This is a genomic window from Burkholderia sp. MS455 (genome assembly GCF_016899445.1).
In the GTDB taxonomy this organism is placed as follows: domain Bacteria; phylum Pseudomonadota; class Gammaproteobacteria; order Burkholderiales; family Burkholderiaceae; genus Burkholderia; species Burkholderia pyrrocinia_C.
This window is the reverse complement of the sequence record NZ_CP041779.1, coordinates 2,155,181-2,172,857: the sequence shown is the minus strand read 5'-3', so window position 1 is coordinate 2,172,857 and position 17,677 is coordinate 2,155,181. Positions and strand designations below refer to the sequence as shown.

General features: G+C 67.4%; 14 protein-coding genes. 6 read left to right on the top strand and 8 right to left on the bottom strand.

All coding sequences use genetic code 11. The annotated features are described in order from the left end of the window. Window positions 1-177: 177 nt before the first annotated feature. The gene (locus FPJ27_RS29090) at window positions 178-2,700 is read left to right on the top strand and encodes a penicillin-binding protein 1A (protein ID WP_072437135.1); all 2,523 of its coding nucleotides are present in this window, start codon (window positions 178-180) and stop codon (window positions 2,698-2,700) included. 87 nt (window positions 2,701-2,787) lie between these two features. On the opposite strand, the gene FPJ27_RS29085 is transcribed toward FPJ27_RS29090, so the two are convergent. The 4 genes from FPJ27_RS29085 to mfd form a co-directional block, all read right to left on the bottom strand. Then, entirely contained in the window at window positions 2,788-3,252 is a 465-nt protein-coding gene (locus tag FPJ27_RS29085) for a DUF3574 domain-containing protein (RefSeq protein WP_239483331.1), read from the bottom strand. 145 nt (window positions 3,253-3,397) lie between these two features. Beyond that, window positions 3,398-4,417, bottom strand: a complete 1,020-nt coding sequence (locus tag FPJ27_RS29080; RefSeq protein WP_072437137.1) for a threonine/serine dehydratase — start codon at window positions 4,415-4,417, stop codon at window positions 3,398-3,400. A gap of 60 nt (window positions 4,418-4,477) precedes the next feature. Further along, window positions 4,478-5,698: an acetylornithine deacetylase gene (gene argE, locus FPJ27_RS29075; protein ID WP_204423610.1), complete on the bottom strand. Its 1,221-nt coding sequence runs from the start codon at window positions 5,696-5,698 to the stop codon at window positions 4,478-4,480. A 94-nt stretch (window positions 5,699-5,792) separates the two neighbouring features. Then, complete coding sequence (mfd, locus tag FPJ27_RS29070; RefSeq protein WP_204423609.1) at window positions 5,793-9,263, bottom strand: transcription-repair coupling factor; 3,471 nt, start codon at window positions 9,261-9,263, stop codon at window positions 5,793-5,795. Window positions 9,264-9,370: 107 nt separating this feature from the next. Between mfd and ispD the strand changes: the two genes are divergently transcribed. Further along, the gene (gene ispD, locus FPJ27_RS29065; protein WP_111016793.1) at window positions 9,371-10,081 is read left to right on the top strand and encodes a 2-C-methyl-D-erythritol 4-phosphate cytidylyltransferase; all 711 of its coding nucleotides are present in this window, start codon (window positions 9,371-9,373) and stop codon (window positions 10,079-10,081) included. 28 nt (window positions 10,082-10,109) lie between these two features. Next, a complete protein-coding gene (gene ispF / locus FPJ27_RS29060) occupies window positions 10,110-10,595 on the top strand; it encodes a 2-C-methyl-D-erythritol 2,4-cyclodiphosphate synthase (protein WP_072437141.1) in 486 nt (161 codons plus the stop codon). 150 nt (window positions 10,596-10,745) lie between these two features. Here the strand turns inward: ispF and FPJ27_RS29055 are convergent, their stop codons facing one another. The 4 genes from FPJ27_RS29055 to ompR form a co-directional block, all read right to left on the bottom strand. Further along, window positions 10,746-11,273: a carboxymuconolactone decarboxylase family protein gene (locus FPJ27_RS29055; RefSeq protein ID WP_006478562.1), complete on the bottom strand. Its 528-nt coding sequence runs from the start codon at window positions 11,271-11,273 to the stop codon at window positions 10,746-10,748. Between the two features lie 76 nt (window positions 11,274-11,349). Then, on the bottom strand, window positions 11,350-11,898 hold the full coding sequence (locus FPJ27_RS29050; protein ID WP_034181176.1) for a peroxiredoxin: 549 nt from the start codon (window positions 11,896-11,898) through the stop codon (window positions 11,350-11,352). Between the two features lie 183 nt (window positions 11,899-12,081). Further along, window positions 12,082-13,443, bottom strand: coding sequence for an ATP-binding protein (locus tag FPJ27_RS29045; protein WP_034181177.1), 1,362 nt, complete (start codon window positions 13,441-13,443; stop codon window positions 12,082-12,084). A 39-nt stretch (window positions 13,444-13,482) separates the two neighbouring features. Then, a complete protein-coding gene (gene ompR / locus FPJ27_RS29040) occupies window positions 13,483-14,208 on the bottom strand; it encodes a two-component system response regulator OmpR (RefSeq protein ID WP_004199523.1) in 726 nt (241 codons plus the stop codon). 267 nt (window positions 14,209-14,475) lie between these two features. On the opposite strand from ompR, the gene FPJ27_RS29035 reads away from it, so the two are divergent. From FPJ27_RS29035 to FPJ27_RS29025, 3 genes are all read left to right on the top strand, one after another. Beyond that, a complete protein-coding gene (locus FPJ27_RS29035) occupies window positions 14,476-14,754 on the top strand; it encodes a hypothetical protein (protein WP_072437142.1) in 279 nt (92 codons plus the stop codon). Between the two features lie 133 nt (window positions 14,755-14,887). After that, window positions 14,888-16,387, top strand: coding sequence for a DUF1800 domain-containing protein (locus FPJ27_RS29030; RefSeq protein WP_204423608.1), 1,500 nt, complete (start codon window positions 14,888-14,890; stop codon window positions 16,385-16,387). 67 nt (window positions 16,388-16,454) lie between these two features. After that, a complete protein-coding gene (locus FPJ27_RS29025; protein ID WP_204423607.1) occupies window positions 16,455-17,675 on the top strand; it encodes a DUF1501 domain-containing protein in 1,221 nt (406 codons plus the stop codon). Window positions 17,676-17,677: the final 2 nt, after the last annotated feature.

The window sequence follows — 17,677 nt, the reverse complement described above, 5'->3', positions numbered from 1 at the left end:
AAAAAATCGCGAAGGCACCCGGTCGATTTCATTAAAATGCGCTGTCACGTCGCGGGAACGGATCGCCGCGCGGCGGGGTCTGTCGACGTGACAGTCGCATCTCGATGCACCCGCTCTGATCCATCCGCCTGCATTTCCGCATGCGTCCGAGGGCGCCACGACGCCCGCCATTCCGACATGCCAATTATCAAACGACCGCCTTCTTCTTCCGACAGGAACGAACCCCACTACACGCTGCGCCGTTCGCCGTCCGGGGCCTATTACCCCGATGATGACGATCGCGACCATCGCAACGACGACCGCCGTGCACAGCGCAGCGGCGGCGGAGGCCGTCGCTCGTTCGGCTCGCGCGTCGCGCTGTGGTTCGTCGGCCTGTTCGTCACGCTGGCGATCGTCGGCGCGCTGATCGTCGGCTACGCGCTGGTCGTGATGGCGCCGCAACTGCCGTCGCTCGATGCGCTGACCAACTACCAGCCGAAGGTGCCGCTGCGCGTGTTCACGGCCGATCACGTGCTGATCGGCGAGTTCGGCGAGGAGCGCCGCAGCCTCGTGCGTTTCCAGGACATTCCCGACGTGATGAAGAAGGCCGTGCTCGCGATCGAGGACTACCGCTTCTACGAGCACGGCGGCGTCGATTTCGTCGGCATCCTGCGGGCGGGCGTCGCCGACCTGATGCACGGCGGCGCGCGCCAGGGCGCGAGCACCATCACGATGCAGGTCGCGCGCAACTTCTTCCTGTCGAGCGAGAAGACCTACACGCGCAAGATCTACGAGATGCTGCTCGCGTACAAGATCGAGAAGGCCCTGACGAAGGACCAGATCCTCGAGCTGTACATGAACCAGATCTATCTCGGCCAGCGCTCGTACGGCTTCGCGGCCGCCGCGCGGGTCTATTTCGGCAAGGACCTGAAGGACATCACGCTCGCGGAAGCGGCGATGCTCGCGGGGCTGCCGAAGGCGCCGTCCGCGTATAACCCGGTCGTGAATCCGAAGCGCGCGAAGGTGCGCCAGGAATACATCCTGAAGCGCATGCTCGAGGTCGGCTACATCACGCAGCCGCAGTACGACGCGGCCGTGAAGGAAGAGATCCACGTGCGCACGCCGGGCAACCAGTACGCGGTGCACGGCGAATACGTCGCCGAGATGGTGCGGCAGATGATGTACCAGCAGTACAAGGACGAAACCTACACGCGCGGGCTGACCGTCACGACGACGATCAACTCGGCCGACCAGGAAGCCGCGTACCAGGCCGTGCGTCGCGGCATTCTCGACTACGAGCGCCGCCACGGCTATCGCGGGCCGGAAGCGTCGATCAACCTGCCCGCGGCCGGCGACGACCGCGACGAGGCGATCGACGATGCGCTCGCCGATCACCCGGACAACGGCGACCTGCAGTCGGCGGTCGTGCTGTCGGCCTCGCCGAACGCGGTCGAGGTGCAGTTCGTCGGCGGCGCGACGACGACGATCGGCCCGGCCGGGCTGCGCTTCGTGTCGGCCGCGCTCGGGCCCCGCGCGAACAACGCGCTGCGCATCAAGCCGGGTTCGATCGTGCGCGTGCTGAAGGACGGCAAGACGGGCTGGCAGGTCGTGCAGCTGCCGCAGGTCGAAGGCGCGCTCGTCGCGATCGCGCCGCAGGACGGCGCGATCCGTTCGCTCGTCGGCGGCTTCGATTTCAACAAGAGCAAGTTCAACCACGTGACGCAGGCATGGCGGCAGCCGGGCTCGTCGTTCAAGCCGTTCATCTATTCGGCATCGCTCGACAAGGGCCTCGGGCCGGCGACGATCATTAACGACGCGCCGCTGTACTTCCCGCCGAGCGTGCCGGGCGGCACCGCGTGGGAGCCGAAGGACGACGACCAGCCGGACGGCCCGATGACGATGCGCACCGGCCTGCAGCGCTCGAAGAACCTCGTGTCGATCCGGATCCTCGCATCGATCGGCACGCAGTATGCGCAGCAGTACGTGACGCAGCGCTTCGGCTTCGATCCCGCGAAGACGCCGCCGTACCTGCCGATGGCGCTCGGCGCGGGCCTCGTGACGCCGCTGCAGCTCGCGACCGGCTACGCGGTGTTCGCGAACGGCGGCTACAAGGTCGATCCGTACCTGATCGCCGAAGTCGACGACGCGCGCGGCCAGGCACTGCAGAAGTCGCAGCCGGTGATCGCGGGCAGCACGGCGCCGCGCACGATCGAAGGCCGCAACGCGTACGTGATGAACAGCCTGCTGCACACGGTCGCGACGGCCGGCACGGGTGCGGGCACCAACGCACTGGGCCGCAGCGACCTGCAGGGCAAGACGGGTACGACGAACGACGCGAAGGACGGCTGGTTCGCCGGTTACCAGCAGTCGCTCGTCGCGGTCGCGTGGATGGGCTTCGACCAGCCGAAGAGCCTGGGCAGCCGCGAATTCGGCGCGCAGCTTGCGCTGCCGATCTGGGTGAATTACATGCGCACCGCGCTGAACGGCGTGCCGGAGCAGCAGATGCCGATGCCGGACGGCCTGACCTCGCTCGACGGCGAGCTGTACTACGCTGATCGCACGCCGGGCAACGGCTTCGTCGGGAACGTCGACATCAATCCGGCCGAGAATGCGATCAGCGCGAACGACGCACTCGGCTCGGCCGGCGCGGCAGGGCTCACGCCGCCGCCCGTCACGCCGCAGGAGAAGCAGCAGATCATGGACATGTTCGAGAGCAAGTAAGCGGTACGCCGCTGTTTCGGCATGCGACGGGCGCCTTCGGGCGCCCGTTTTTTTGCGCGCTGCCGGCAGGTAGCGGGAGACGCCGAATCAGAACGACGCGCAGGCCGGCATGAACGTGATACCGACCGACTCCTGACGGAACCGCTCCGCGTACGCGTGCCGGATCGCGGCGAGCCGCGCGTGCGTGTCGGGCGTATCGTCGGCGATGATACGGATCACGAAACTCTGTTCCCGTGTGATGTTGCCGGTCGCGCGATCGCGCCATTGGCCGTGCGTGTCCCAGTACGTGAAGCCGTCGGGGAAGCGCGGCGTGACGGTGTCGGCGAGGAACGCCGCGCGTTCGGCATCGGTGACGGGGCCGCGTCCGGCGATGTCGCGTCCGAACAGCAGGTCGGCCTGCAACATGCGGCTCGCGCCAGGCTGCGTGCAGGCCGGCTGCGCGCCGGCGACGGGCGAGGGTGGTGCCGCGCAACCGGCGAGCAGTGCGATCGCCGCGGCGGCGATCAGCGGCCGCGCGCGGCGCCGCCACATTGCAGCCCATAGCGGCCGCATTTGCTCATTTCGCGTCCGACGACCTTCGTGCGCGCAAAACGCTGCGCGCTCAACCACTTGCGTGCTTGTTCGGCGGGTTATCAACAGGGCTGTCAACATAATCTGGGGATAACCCTAGGTCGGTTCGCCGGCGCCTGGCGCGCGGTCAGTGCTGCCGTTTCGCGTGCGCGAGATGCATGCCGAGCGTGCCGGGGTCGGTGTTCGTGCCCGACAGCAGCACGCCGACGCGCTTGCCCTGCAGCGTTTCGCGCAGCGGGCCGAGCAGCGCGGCGAGCGCGGCTGCGCAAGCCGGTTCGACCGACAGCTTCAGGTGCGAGAACAGGAACAGCATCGCGGCGCGCAGCGCGTCATCGGACACGGTGACGATGCGGTCGACGTGGCGCCGGCACAGCTGGTAGCTGTATTCCTCGGTATGCGGCGCCATCAGCGAATCGGCGATCGTCTGCATTGCGCTCATCTTGATCGTGTGATTCGCCGCGAAGCTGCGGCTCATCGCGTCGGCGCCTTCCGGCTCGACGCCGTACACGTGCACGCGCGGATTCGCGAGCCTTAGCGCGGTCGCCATGCCGGCCGCGAGCCCGCCGCCGCCGATCGGCACGATCACCGCGTCGAGGTCGGGCGTCTGCGTCGCCCATTCGTAGCCGAGCGTCGCGGTGCCGAGGATCGTGTGATAGCCGTTGAACGGATGGATGAAGAAGCGGCCTTCCTCGGCCTCGATCCGCCGCACGAGATCGAACGCCTGCGATGCGCTGCCCGCGAGCACGACCTCCGCGCGGTACTGCTTGCACTGCGCGATGCGCGACGGGCTCGCGGTATGGAACATCACGACCTTCGCGCTGCTGCCGAGCCGCATCGCCGCATACGCGACGGCTGCCGCATGATTGCCGGCCGATACGCAGGTGACGCCGGCATCCTTGCGTGCCTCGTCGAGCGCGAGCAGGTGCGTGAATGCGCCGCGCGCCTTGAAGCTGCCGCTCGCCTGCAGCAGTTCGAACTTGAAGTTGACGTGCGTGCCCTCGAGGGACGGCAGGTCGGCGCGTTCGAACACGGGCGTGCGCGCGACCCAGGGCGACAACGCGAAATGCTGCGCGGCGATTTCGTCGAGCGTCGGAATCGGCTCGCCGTCGATCGTCGTATGGGCAGTGCCCTGCTGTTCAGTCGACATGACGTGGCGGGTGGCGGAGTGGGCCGGCCCGCACACGCGGGCCGGCGTGGCGGGAGGCAGTCAGTGCGCGTCGACCGACATGCTGCGGATGAACTTGCGCAGGAACTGCTCGCAGCCGGCGAGCTGCGCGAGCTCGACATATTCGTTCGGCTTGTGCGCCTGCTCGATGTTGCCGGGCCCGCACACGACGCTCGGGATGCCCGCGCGTTCGAACAGGCCGGCTTCGGTTCCGTACGCGACCTTGCGCTTGTCCTGGTCGGCCGTCAGCGCGCGCACGAGCTGCGTGATCGCGGCCTGTTCGGTCGCGTCGAGGCCGGGCGCCGCGGCGATCTTCGAGAACTCGATCGCGGCATTCGGATGCTCGCGAAGCATCTGCGGCAGCAGCGTTTGCTGCGCATATGCTTCGATGCGCGTGAAGATCTGCTCGGGATCGAGCGTCGGCAGGTTGCGGAACTCGAAGTCGAACCGGCATTCGGCCGGCACCGTGTTGATCGCGTTGCCGCCCTGGATCGTGCTCGTCTGCGCGGTCGTGAACGGCACGTCGTACAGCTCGTCGAACGGGCCTTCGGCGCGGAAGCGCTCGGCGATGTCGCGGATGTGGCAGATGAGGCGCGCCGCGTATTCGATCGCGTTGAGCCCCTTCGGCGTCAGCGACGAATGCGCCGCGTGGCCGCGCACGCAGCAGCGGTACGCGTTGATGCCCTTGTGCGCGATGATCGGCCGCATGCTGGTCGGCTCGCCGACGATGCAGCCGGACGGTTGCACGCCGCGCTTGACGAGGTCGGCGATCATCAGCGGCGCGCCCGCGCAGCCGATTTCCTCGTCGTAGGACAGCGCGAAATGGATCGGCTTCGCGAGCTTCGTCGCCTGCATTTCGGGCAACAGCGCGAGCGCCGTGCCGATGAAACCCTTCATGTCGCAGGTGCCGCGGCCGTACAGGCGGCCGTCGCGGATTTCCGGCGCAAACGGGTTGCTGTCCCATTGCTGGCCGTCGACCGGCACGACGTCGGTATGCCCGGACAGCACGATGCCGCCGTTCGTCGAGCCGTCGTGCGCGGGCACCGTCGCGAACAGGTTTGCCCAGCCTTCGCGCGGATCGTGCGTGATCGTCGAAACGATGCCTTTCGCGGCGAGCGCGTCGCGCACCGTTTCGATCAGGCCGAGATTCGGCACGCGGCTCGTCGTGTCCATCGACACCAGTTGCTTGACCCAGGGCAGGCCGACCAGCGATGCGTCGCCTTGGGTTGCGGCGGACGGCGCCGTCGCGTCGAGAGTGGACATGGCAAAACTCCGTCTGATGAATGGGAAAATCATACTCAAAAACACGTCGGCCCGCCTGCGCCGGGCGCGGTGCGGTGCAGCATCGCCGCGGCCTTCAGCGCACCGCGGCGGCCGCTCCCTGCTTCGGCGCGAGCGCGCGCAGCGTTTCCTTGATCGTCGACACGCGGATCGCGAGATCGGGCGAGCGCGTCTCGATGCGCAGCTTGTCCTGGCCCGCGAGCTTGATGTGCCGGTGCTTCTGCACCATGTCGATGATCCGCATCGGATCGATCGGCGGATTCGGCTCGAACTGCAGCCCGATCGCTGCTTCGCTCGCGTCGATCTTCACGATGCCGAGCGGCTTCGCGGCGATGCGCAGCCGGTGCGTCTCGACGAGCGCGTGCGCCTGCGGCGGCAGCTTGCCGAAGCGGTCGATCAGTTCCTCCTGGATGCCGTCGATCGCGTCGCCGTGCTCGCAGTTCGCGAGACGCTTGTACAGCGACAGCCGCTCCTGCACGTCCGCGCAGTAGTCGGCCGGCAGGATCGCGGGCGCATGCAGGTTGATTTCCGTCGTCGCGGCGAGCGGCGCGGTGAGGTCGGGCTCCTTGCCGTTCTTCAGCGCCTTCACCGCGTCGTTCAGCATGTCCGTATAAAGCTGGAAGCCGATCTCGTGTATCTCGCCCGACTGCTTGTCGCCGAGCACTTCGCCGGTGCCGCGGATCTCGAGGTCGTGCATCGCGAGATAGAAGCCCGAGCCGAGCTCCTCCATCTGCTGGATCGCTTCCAGCCGGCGCTGCGCCTGCTTGGTCAGCGCCTGCGGATCGTGGACCAGCAGGTACGCATAGGCCTGGTGATGCGAGCGGCCGACGCGGCCGCGCAACTGGTGGAGCTGCGCGAGGCCGAACTTGTCCGAGCGGTGCATGATGATCGTGTTCGCGCTCGGCACGTCGATGCCGGTCTCGATGATGGTCGTGCACAGCAGCACGTTCGCGCGCTGCGCGACGAAATCGCGCATCACGCGCTCGAGCTCGCGCTCGTGCATCTGGCCGTGCGCGATCACGATGCGCGCCTCGGGCACGAGCTCCTCGAGCATTGCCCTGCGGTTCTCGATCGTCTCGACCTCGTTGTGCAGGAAGTACACCTGGCCGCCGCGCTTCAGCTCGCGCAGCATCGCCTCGCGGATCACGCTTTCCTCCTCGCGGCGCACGAAGGTCTTGATCGCGAGCCGCTTCTGCGGCGCGGTCGCGATCACCGAGAAATCGCGCAGCCCTTCGAGCGCCATCCCGAGCGTGCGCGGGATCGGCGTCGCGGTGAGCGTCAGCACGTCGACTTCCGCGCGCAGCGCCTTCAGCGCTTCCTTCTGGCGCACGCCGAAGCGGTGTTCCTCGTCGATGATCACCAGGCCGAGGCGCTTGAACTGCACGTCCGACGACAGCAGCTTGTGCGTGCCGATCACGATGTCGACGCTGCCTTCGTTGATCTGCGCGATCGCCGCGTTGACTTCCTTCGCGGTCTTGAAGCGCGACAGCTCGACGATCCGCACCGGCCAGTCCGCGAAGCGGTCGACGAAGGTCTGCGTGTGCTGCTCGGCGAGCAGCGTGGTCGGCGACAGCAGCGCGACCTGCTTGCCGCCCATCACCGCGATGAACGCGGCGCGCAGCGCGACCTCGGTCTTGCCGAAGCCGACGTCGCCGCACACGAGGCGGTCCATCGGCTTGCCGCTCGTCATGTCGCCGATCACGGCCGCGATCGCGGCGGCCTGGTCGGGCGTTTCCTCGAAGCCGAAGCTTTCCGCGAATTTCACGTAGTCGCGCGGGTCGAGCGCGAACGCGTGGCCTTCGCGGGCCGCACGGCGCGCGTACAGGTTCAGCAGCTCGGCGGCGGTATCGCGGATCTGCTGCGCGGCCTTGCGCTTCGCGCGCTCCCACTGGCCGGAGCCGAGCGCGTGCAGCGGCGCGCTGTCGGGATCGGCGCCGCTGTAGCGCGAGATCACGTGCAATTGCGCGACGGGCACGTAGAGCTTGCTGTCGCCCGAGTATTCGAGATGCAGGAATTCGGTCTCGCCTTCGCCGAGATCCATCGACACGAGGCCCATGTAGCGGCCGATGCCGTGCTGCGCGTGGACGACCGGGTCGCCGACCTTCAGCTCCGACAGGTCGCGCACCATCGCGTCGACGTTGCTGGCCTGTTCCTGCCGGCGGCGGCCCGCGCGGCGGCCGAGCGCGCCGTACAGCTCGGTCTCGGTAACGATCGCATAGCCTTCGCCCGGCACAGCGAAGCCGTTCGCGAGCGGAGCGACGCCGAGCGCGAAGCGTTCTTCGCTCGCGAGCCAGCCGGCGAAGTGGTCGTTCGACACCGGCCGCAGATGGTGCTCGGCGAGCAGTTGCAGGATCGTCTCGCGGCGGCCGGCCGATTCGACGGTCAGCAGCACGCGCCTGCCCGACGATTCGACGAACGTACGCAGCGACGCGAGCGGATCGTCGGCATGCCGGTCGACGGTGAGCTCGGGCAGCGCGGTCGCCCAGCCGCCGGCCGGTTGCGCGGGCAGCACGACGCGTGCGAACGGCTTCGCGAACGCGAAGAAATCCTCGTCGGACAGGAACAGGCGCTGCGGCTCCAGGATCGGCCGCTCGCGATCGTGCGACAGGAACGCGTGGCGCTGCTTCGTATCGGCCGTGAAGCGGCGGATCGAGGCTTCGAGATCGCCGGTGAACACGAGGTGCGCGTCCTGCGGCAGGTAGTGGAACAGCGTGGCCGTTTCGTCGAAGAACAGCGGCAGGTAATACTCGATGCCCGCCGACGGCACGCCGTTGCCGATGTCCTTGTAGATCGGCGCGCGGCTCGGGTCGCCTTCGAAGGTCTCGCGCCAGCGGCTGCGAAAGGCCGTGCGCGCGGCTTCGTCGAACGGGAACTCGCGGCCGGGCAAGAGCCGCACGTCGCGCACCGGGTAGAGGCTGCGCTGCGTGTCGGGGTCGAACGCGCGGATCGAGTCGACCTGGTCGTCGAACAGGTCGATCCGGTACGGCAGCGGCGAGCCCATCGGGTACAGGTCGATCAGCGAGCCGCGCACGCAGTATTCGCCGGGCCGCACGACCTGGCTCACGTGCTCGTAGCCGGCCAGCGTGAGCTGCGCCTTCAGCTTCGCCTCGTCGAGCCGTTCGCCCTGCGCGAACGCGAACGTGTACGCGGCCATGAACGACGCGGGCGGCATCCGGTACAGCGCGGTGGTCGCGGGCACGAGCAGGATGTCGCAGCGGCCTTCGCCGAGATCGTGCAGCGTCGCGAGCCGCTCGGACACGAGGTCCTGGTGCGGCGAGAACGTGTCGTACGGCAGCGTTTCCCAGTCCGGCAGCAGGCGCACGCGCGCATCGGGCGAGAAGTAGCGGATTTCCTGCGAGAGCCGCTGCGCGTCGACCGCGTTCGCGCAGATCACCGCGAGGAGCGGCACGTCCCGGCGGTTGTCGGCGAGATAACGGGCGATGGCGAGCGCGTCGGCGGAACCGTGCGCGCCGTCGAAGGCAAAGCGCTGGCCGGGTTTGACGCGGGCAACGGGCGAGGCGGACAGGGTGGAAGCGTTATCTGGCATAGGGACGGCAGGGGTGGCGTGCACGGGCGCATCGCGGTGCGCCGGTCGAGACGAAAGACCTATTATAAAATCCGCTTCTCGATTTCATCTTTCCGGCGTTTCCTTTCGTGACTCCCCGACTTTTCGCCCTGATTCCCTGTGCCGGCACGGGCAGCCGTTCCGGCTCGGCCGTGCCGAAGCAATATCGCACGCTGGCCGGCCGCGCGCTCCTGCATTACACGCTCGCCGCGTTCGACGCGTGCAGCGAATTCGCGCAGACGCTCGTCGTCCTCGCGCCCGACGATTCCCATTTCGACGCGCGCCGCTTCGCGGGCCTGCGCTTCGCGGTGCGCCGCTGCGGCGGCGGCTCGCGGCAGGCGTCGGTGCTGAACGGGCTGCTCGGGCTGGCCGAATTCGGCGCGACCGATCACGACTGGGTGCTCGTGCACGACGCCGCGCGCCCGGGCATCACGCCGGAGCTGATCCGCACGCTCGTCGCGACGCTGAAGGACGACCCGGTCGGCGGCATCGTCGCGCTACCGGTGGCCGATACGCTCAAGCGCGTGCCGGCCGGCGGCGACGCGATCGCGCGTACCGAGTCGCGCGACGCGCTGTGGCAGGCGCAGACGCCGCAGATGTTCCGCATCGGCATGCTGCGCGACGCGATCCTGCGCGCCCAGCGCGAAGGGCACGACCTGACCGACGAAGCGAGCGCGATCGAATGGGCGGGCCACACGCCGCGCGTCGTGCAGGGCAGCCTGCGCAACTTCAAGGTCACGTATCCGGAAGATTTCGCGCTCGCGGAAGCGATTCTCGCGCGCTCCGCGAACGCTTCCTGACTTTCACCCCATCTCAATCGGAACACGCATGGATTTCAGAATCGGACAAGGCTACGACGTGCACCAGCTCGTCCCGGGGCGCCCCCTCATCATCGGCGGCGTGACGATTCCGTACGAGCGCGGCCTGCTCGGCCACTCGGACGCGGACGTGCTGCTGCACGCGATCACCGACGCGCTGTTCGGCGCGGCGGCGCTCGGCGACATCGGCCGCCATTTCTCCGACACCGACGCGGCGTTCAAGGGCGCGGACAGCCGCGTGCTGCTGCGCGAATGCGCCGCCCGCGTGCAGGCGGCCGGCTTCGCGATCCAGAACGTCGACAGCACCGTGATCGCGCAGGCGCCGAAGCTCGCGCCGCATATCGACGGGATGCGCGCGAACATCGCGGCCGATCTCGGGCTGCCGCTCGACCGCGTGAACGTGAAGGCGAAGACCAACGAGAAGCTCGGTTATCTCGGCCGCGGCGAGGGCATCGAGGCGCAGGCCGCCGCGCTGCTGGTCAGGCAGGGCGGTTGACGCCCGGTTGCGGCGGCGCGCGGCCCGTTCCGCGCGCGGTGGTGCTGCGGAAATGAAAAATGCCACGCTGATGCGTGGCATTTTCGTTTTGGGGCGGCCGCCACTCCGGCACGGCTGCCGGTCGCGCGGCGAAACCGCTCATGCAGCCGTTTACTCGCCTTCGGCGGCGATCACCTGCGCGGCGGCGTTGATCACCGACGCGATGCGGCCGACGTCGCGCAGCTGCGTGACGGTCATCCCTTGCTCGTTCTTCAGCAGCGCATAGTGCGACTTCACGCAGAAGTGGCACTTGCCGACGATCGACGCGGCGAGCGCATACATCTCGAACTTGCGCTTGTCGACGCCGCCGTGCGTCGCGTACGCGCCCATCCGCAGCTCGGCGCGTTGCGTCTTCAGGTCGGCGTCGTCGGCCATCTCGACATACGGATACCAGGTGTTGTTCATCCCCATCAGCGCGGCTGCCGTCAGCACGGCGTTCGTCTCTTCGGGCGACAGCACGCCGGCTTCGCGGATCGTCTTCACGAGCACCGTGCTCTTCGCCGCGATCGCCGCCGCCAGCGCGACGCCGACCGCATCGGTGCCTTCGAGCGACGAGCGCGAGATCGTGCCGTCGAGGTTCAGGCGAATGTCCTTCGCGTAGTCGGGAATACGCGCCTTAATCGAGTCGATGAATTCCATTGATATCTCCTATGGGTTGGCCGTTAAAAAAGCCCGCAGGCAGGACGTGCGCCGCGGGCTTCGTGCATCGATGCGCTTACAGCGTTGCGCCGCCGACTGCACGGTTGCACGGGCACAGTTCGTCCGTTTGCAGGCCGTCCAGAATGCGCAGGACTTCTTCCGGGCTGCGGCCGACGTTCAGGTTGTTCACCGAAACGTGCTGGATCGTGTTGTCCGGATCGACGATGAACGTTGCACGCAGGGCCACGCCGGCTTCCTTGTCGCGCACGCCGAGCTGGTCGATCAGCTCGCCCTTGACGTCGCCGAACGAGTAGTGGTTCAGCTTGTCGAGGTCCTTGTGCTCACGGCGCCATGCGAGCTTGACGAATTCGTTGTCCGAGCTGCCGCCGAGCAGGATGGCGTCGCGCTCTTCGAACTGCTTCGTCAGCTTCGCGAACTCGACGATTTCCGTCGGGCACACGAACGTGAAATCCTTCGGATAGAAGTAGATGATCTTCCACTTGCCCGGGAACGACGCTTCGGTGACGGTCTCGAACGCCGACTGGCCGTTTTCCTCGTGATTGTTGAAGCCCGGCTTCGCGGCTACGACGGTGAAAGCTTCGAGTTTATCGCCCACGGTTTTCATGCGGATACTCCTGTATGAGTTGGGAAGAAGGCTGAGTCAAGCTACCTCGGTGCTGCAACGATGGTGTGACAGCATGCGGCAAACTATAACACTATTAATAAAACGATTCAATAGATTTTAACTAACGATCTTCATAGTTTTTTTCAACCGGATCGATAGTGTGGGGCGCAAGAAGCGTGCGCGTCACGCGGTCGCACGCGCCTTGCCGGCGCCAGGGAATTCGAGCGTGACTTCGAGGCCCGCTTCGGGGTTGCGGTTGCGCAGTCGCAGCGCGCCGCGATAGCGGCCGACGAGCCGCAGCACGATCGCCATCCCGAGGCCCGTGCCGTCCGCCTTGGTGCGCGCGGTGTCGACGCGATAGAACGGCCGCATCACGAGCGGCAGCTGATCTTCGGGGATGCCGGGGCCTTCGTCGCTCACCGACAGCTCGACGCGCGCGTGCGATATGCGCGTCTCGAGCGTGATGCGCGAGATGCCGTCCTGCTTGCTCTGGCCGTACTTGCGCGCGTTCTCGACGAGATTGCCGATCACGCGGCGCATGTCGGTCTCGTCGGCTTCGATGACCGCGCTCGGCGCGAGCCGCGTGCGGATCTCGACGCCGTCCTCGCTCGCTATGCGCGCGGCAACTTCCTGCGCGATCGACGACAGGTCGACGGGCTCGGGCTTGCGCTGCGACGGGCGCGCGTAGTCGATGAAGGCGGCGATGATGCGGTCCATCTGCTCGATGTCGTCGACCATCGCATCCTTGGTTGCCTGGTCGGACGGACTCATCTCGGTTTCGAGGCGCAGCCGCGCGAGCGGCGTGCGCAGATCGTGCGAGATACCCGCGAGCATCAGCGCGCGGTCCGCCTCGAGCTGTTCGAGGTCGCGAACCATCTGGTTGAAGCTGCGATTGGTGTCGGCCGCGACGCCCATCCCGCGCTCGGGCAGCGGCTCGGGTGCCTGGCCCGAGCCGACCTGGCGCGCGGCGAGCGCGAGCCGCGAGAACGGCCGGTTCACGAGGCTCGTGATGAACGCGGAGCCGAACAACGACAGCGCGAGCGCGAACAGCCCCCAGCCGGCCCACTGCAGGCCCGTGACGTTGTCGAGCTGGTCGCGATCGAGCGCGACCCAGTAATCGTCGTCGTCGATCTTGAAGCTGATCCACACGCCGGGAATGTCGTTGACCGACTGCGCGATCACGGTATCGTCGCCGAGGCGGCTGCGGATGTCGTGCTCGATCAGGCGATTCAGCGATTCGTCGGGCTGCAGCTTGAACTTGTCGGTTTTCTCGCGCGGGTAAACGCGCACGCCCTCGTTGCTCTCGAGATCCTGCAGCAGCGCGCGCCGCAGATCGGGATCGGAATAGAGCAGGGCGGTGCGCGTGAGCTTCACGACCGCGACGAGCTGCAGCGCGACGCGCTGCGCACGCGGCTCGCGCTCGATCACGCGAAAGCTCTGGAACCACGCGGCGAGACTGACCGAGATCAGCAGCGCGATCAGCAGGAAGGTGCGCCAGAACAGCCCGCCGAACGCGAGCTGCAGGAGGCGCCGGTCAATACGCATGGGACGGGCCGTGGGCGGGCGAAACCGGAAAAGAAAAAATCAGGCGGCGCCGTCCGGAATGAACACGTAACCAAGGCCCCAGACCGTCTGGATGAAACGCGGGCTGCCCGGATCCGGTTCGATCAGCTTGCGCAGGCGCGAGATCTGCACGTCGAGGCTGCGGTCGAACACTTCGTATTCACGGCCGCGCGCGAGCTCCATCAGCTTCTCGCGCGACAGCGGCTGGCGCGGATGACGCGCGAACACCTTCAGCACCGAGAACTCGCCGGTCGTCAGCGGAATTTCCTGGCCGGACTTCGTCAGCGTGCGCGTCGCGAGGTTCAGCGAGAACTCGCCGAACTCGAACACCTCGGTCGTTTCGGACGGTGCGCCCGGCAGTTCGGCCGGCGCCTGGCGGCGCAGCACCGCGTGAATGCGCGCGACGAGTTCGCGCGGGTTGAACGGCTTCGGCAGGTAATCGTCGGCGCCCATCTCGAGGCCGACGATGCGATCGACGTCCTCGCCCTTCGCGGTGAGCATGATGATCGGCGTGCGGTCGTTGCTGCCGCGCAGGCGGCGGCAGATCGACAGGCCGTCTTCGCCCGGCAGCATCAGGTCGAGCACGAGCAGGTCGAAGCGCTCGCGTACCCAGAGCTTGTTCATCGCGGTCGCGTTTTCCGCGACATATACGTTGAAACCCTGCTCGCCGAGATAGCGGCGCAGCAGATCGCGCAGGCGTGGGTCGTCGTCGACGACGAGAATCTTGGAGGGGTTTTTCGTTTCCATGATCGGCATCTTATCGCGAATGGGAATTGGCGCACGGCCGCGAATTTTCGCGCGTTACAGTCGGTTACAAAATTTACCCGTAGTGTCGCGCCGAGTAAAGGCAGGCTATATAGATTCCTTTACTCGAAGCCGAAGTTCGGTAGATACTCCCCTGCATTCCATCTTTCATCTTTGCACACCCGAATTCCGCAGGGTTTTTCAAGTACCAGAGGTAGCCGGTTGCCGCGTGACGAAGGGAACAAATCGACCAAAGAAGCGAGGACGGTCATGCGATCTGCCCGGATTGCACTGATGCTGACGATCGCGCTTGCCGGTCCGTATGCGTCGAACTTCGCGTATGCGCAGCGCCCCGAGCAGGGGGCGCCGTCGCGCAAGCTGCCGCGCGGCAAAACGCAGCAGCCCGATCGTGCCGCCGAGACGACGGTCCGTTCCGCCGTGCCTCCCGATCTCGAACAGCGCCGCCGCGACGGGCACATGACGCCCGAGGAGCGCCACCTTTTGCGCCAGCACATCGAAGACGCCGTTCGCGAGCTGTACAAGCGCTGACGCGTGCCGTCCTCGACCTGCGCGGAACACGCCGCGCCGAAAAAATTCGTAGCACTTTTTCCGTCAACTTTCGCCTGCCGATTGCCGTTGTACCGGCATCCGCACCGCCGGTGCGTTCCGGGAGTCCATGACGATGAAAGCGAACGCTGCCGCACCGGCGCCGTCGCCTGCCATGCAGTCGGTGCTCGACGCCGACGATGCGCTGTTTTTCCTGAGCCGCACCGGTTTCTCTCCCGCGCCTGCCGAGGTCGCGCGCATCGTCGGCATGACGCGCGCGCAGGTCGTGGCCGACACGCTCGGCAACGTTCGCCGCGAACCCGTCACGGCGTGGCCCGACTGGATCGCCGAGCTGCCGCCGACGCGCGCGCAGCGCCAGGCGCTGACCCCCGACATGCGGCGCGACGAGCAGCGCGAGCGCGATCGCCGCTACGAGGCGTTGCGCGCGGCGTGGGTCAACGAGATGGTCGTGACGCCGTCGCCGCTGACCGAGCGCATGACGCTGTTCTGGCACGGGCACTTCACGTCGGGGCAGGACAAGGTGCCTTATCCGCAAACCATGGCCGCGCAGAACGCGCTCTTTCGCCGCGAGGCGCTCGGCAACTTCGGCACGCTGCTGCACGCGGTCGCGAAGGACCCGGCGATGCTGCAGTATCTCGACGGCGCGAGCAATCGCAAGGGGCGCCCGAACGAGAATTTCGCGCGCGAGGTGATGGAGCTGTTCACGCTCGGCGAAGGGCATTACACGCAGTACGACGTGACCGAAGCCGCGCGTGCGATGACGGGCTGGACGATCAATCCCGATACGCTGCGCTTCGAGGTGCGGCCCGAATGGCACGACGCGGGCGACAAGACGATTCTCGGCGAGACGGGGCCGTTCGACGGCGACGGCTTCGTCGACATCCTGCTGAAGCGGCCCGGCACCGCGCGCTTCGTCGCCGGCAAGCTGTGGCGCGAGTTCGTGTCCGATACGCCCGACGCGGGCGTGCTCGATGGCCTGGCCGAGCGGTTTCGCGCGAGCGGCTACGACATTCGCACTGCGCTCGCCGCGCTGTGGTCGACCGACGCGTTCTGGGATCCGCGCAACCGCGGCGTGCTCGTCAAGTCGCCGGCCGAGTTCGTCGTCGGGTCGGTGCGGCTGTTCGACGTTGCGTACGGCGATCCGCAGATGCTCGCGAACACCGTGCGCACGCTCGGGCAGAACCTGTTCTATCCGCCGAACGTGAAGGGCTGGCCGGGCGGCGCGCTGTGGATCAACAGCACGACGCTGCTCGCGCGCAAGCAGTTCGTCGAGCAACTGTTCCGCGCGACGGAGACGGCCGGCATGCGGCCGCCGGCGCATCCGATGGCGCCGCCGAACGCGCGTGCGCAAGCGATGCCGGTGGCCGACACGGCGTCCGCTGCCGGCATGCGCGGCGCGCCGGCCAAGCCCGCGCGCGGCGGCCTGCGTTTCGATCTCGAACGCTGGCTTGCGCAATATCGTGCGCGGCCGCAGGCGATCGCGGGATTGTCGACCGAGCTTCAGTTCCAGCACGCGGTGCTGCCGGTGTCGCCGGTCGCGGCGATCGACACGGATTCGACCGGCAGCGCGTATCTCGAAGCGCTGCTGATGGATCCGGCCTATCAACTGAAATGATGCAAACGAAGACGAATCGGAGCGCCGGTGCGGCAAAGGTGCCGGGCGGCAAACCAAAGGATGCGCGATGAACCGACGTGATTTTCTGACGCTGACGGGCGCTGCTGCCGCGGCGGGCGTGTCGATGTGGCAGTCGCCCGCGCTGGCGGCCTCGGTGGCGCCGGCCGGCAGGCAACCGGCGGCCGGGTATGCGAACGTGCTGATCCTCGTCGAGCTGAAGGGCGGCAACGACGGCCTCAACACGGTGGTGCCGTATGCGGACCCGCTGTACTACCAGTTCCGGCGCAGCATCGGCATCAAGCGCGAGCAGGTGCTGCAACTTGACGCGCACACCGGGCTGCACCCGTCGCTCGCGCCGCTGATGCCGCTGTGGCATGACGGGCAGGTCGCGGTCGTGCAGGGCGTAGGTTATCCGCAGCCGAATCTGTCGCATTTCCGCTCGATCGAGATCTGGGATACCGCGTCGCGTTCGGACCAGTACCTGCACGAAGGCTGGCTCACGCGCACGTTCGCGCAGGCGCCGGTGCCTCCCGGTTTCGCGGCGGACGGCGTCGTGCTCGGCAGCGCGGAGATGGGGCCGCTCGCGAACGGCGCGCGCGCGATCGCGCTCGTCAATCCCGCGCAGTTCATCCGCGCGGCTCGGCTGGCCGAACCGTCGTCGCTGCGCGAGCAGAACCCGGCGCTTGCGCACATCATCGACGTCGAGAACGACATCGTGAAGGCAGCCGACCGGCTGCGCCCGCGCGGCGGGATGCGTGAATTCAGGACGGCGTTTCCGGCCGGCGCGTTCGGCACGTCGGTCAAGACCGCGATGCAGGTGCTGGCCGCATGCGAAGCGTCCGGGCCCGGTGCGCAGGATGGCGTCGCGGTGCTGCGCCTGACGCTCAACGGCTTCGACACGCACCAGAACCAGCCGGGGCAGCAGGCCGCGCTGCTCAAGCAGTTTGCGGAAGGAATGAGCGCGATGCGCGGCGCGCTGATCGAACTCGGGCGCTGGAACCAGACGCTCGTGATGACGTATGCGGAATTCGGGCGGCGCGTGCGCGAGAACCAGAGCAACGGCACCGATCACGGCACGGCCGCGCCGCATTTCGTGATGGGCGGCCGCGTGGCCGGCGGCCTGTACGGCGCGCCGCCGGCGCTCGGGCGGCTCGACGGCAACGGCAACCTGCCGGTCGCGGTCGATTTTCGCCAACTCTACGCTACCGTGCTCGGGCCGTGGTGGGGGCTCGACGCGACGCGCGTGCTGCAGCAGCGCTTCGACACGCTGCCGTTGTTGAAGGCGTGATG

Coding starts and splice junctions, on each gene's coding strand:
- FPJ27_RS29090 (WP_072437135.1), top strand. CDS start 178: ATGCCAATTATCAAACGACCGCCTTCTTCTTCCGACAGGAACGAACCC.
- FPJ27_RS29085 (WP_239483331.1), bottom strand. CDS start 3,252: ATGCGGCCGCTATGGGCTGCAATGTGGCGGCGCCGCGCGCGGCCGCTG.
- FPJ27_RS29080 (WP_072437137.1), bottom strand. CDS start 4,417: ATGTCGACTGAACAGCAGGGCACTGCCCATACGACGATCGACGGCGAG.
- argE (WP_204423610.1), bottom strand. CDS start 5,698: ATGTCCACTCTCGACGCGACGGCGCCGTCCGCCGCAACCCAAGGCGAC.
- mfd (WP_204423609.1), bottom strand. CDS start 9,263: ATGCCAGATAACGCTTCCACCCTGTCCGCCTCGCCCGTTGCCCGCGTC.
- ispF (WP_072437141.1), top strand. CDS start 10,110: ATGGATTTCAGAATCGGACAAGGCTACGACGTGCACCAGCTCGTCCCG.
- FPJ27_RS29055 (WP_006478562.1), bottom strand. CDS start 11,273: ATGGAATTCATCGACTCGATTAAGGCGCGTATTCCCGACTACGCGAAG.
- FPJ27_RS29050 (WP_034181176.1), bottom strand. CDS start 11,898: ATGAAAACCGTGGGCGATAAACTCGAAGCTTTCACCGTCGTAGCCGCG.
- FPJ27_RS29045 (WP_034181177.1), bottom strand. CDS start 13,443: ATGCGTATTGACCGGCGCCTCCTGCAGCTCGCGTTCGGCGGGCTGTTC.
- ompR (WP_004199523.1), bottom strand. CDS start 14,208: ATGGAAACGAAAAACCCCTCCAAGATTCTCGTCGTCGACGACGACCCA.
- FPJ27_RS29035 (WP_072437142.1), top strand. CDS start 14,476: ATGCGATCTGCCCGGATTGCACTGATGCTGACGATCGCGCTTGCCGGT.
- FPJ27_RS29030 (WP_204423608.1), top strand. CDS start 14,888: ATGAAAGCGAACGCTGCCGCACCGGCGCCGTCGCCTGCCATGCAGTCG.
- FPJ27_RS29025 (WP_204423607.1), top strand. CDS start 16,455: ATGAACCGACGTGATTTTCTGACGCTGACGGGCGCTGCTGCCGCGGCG.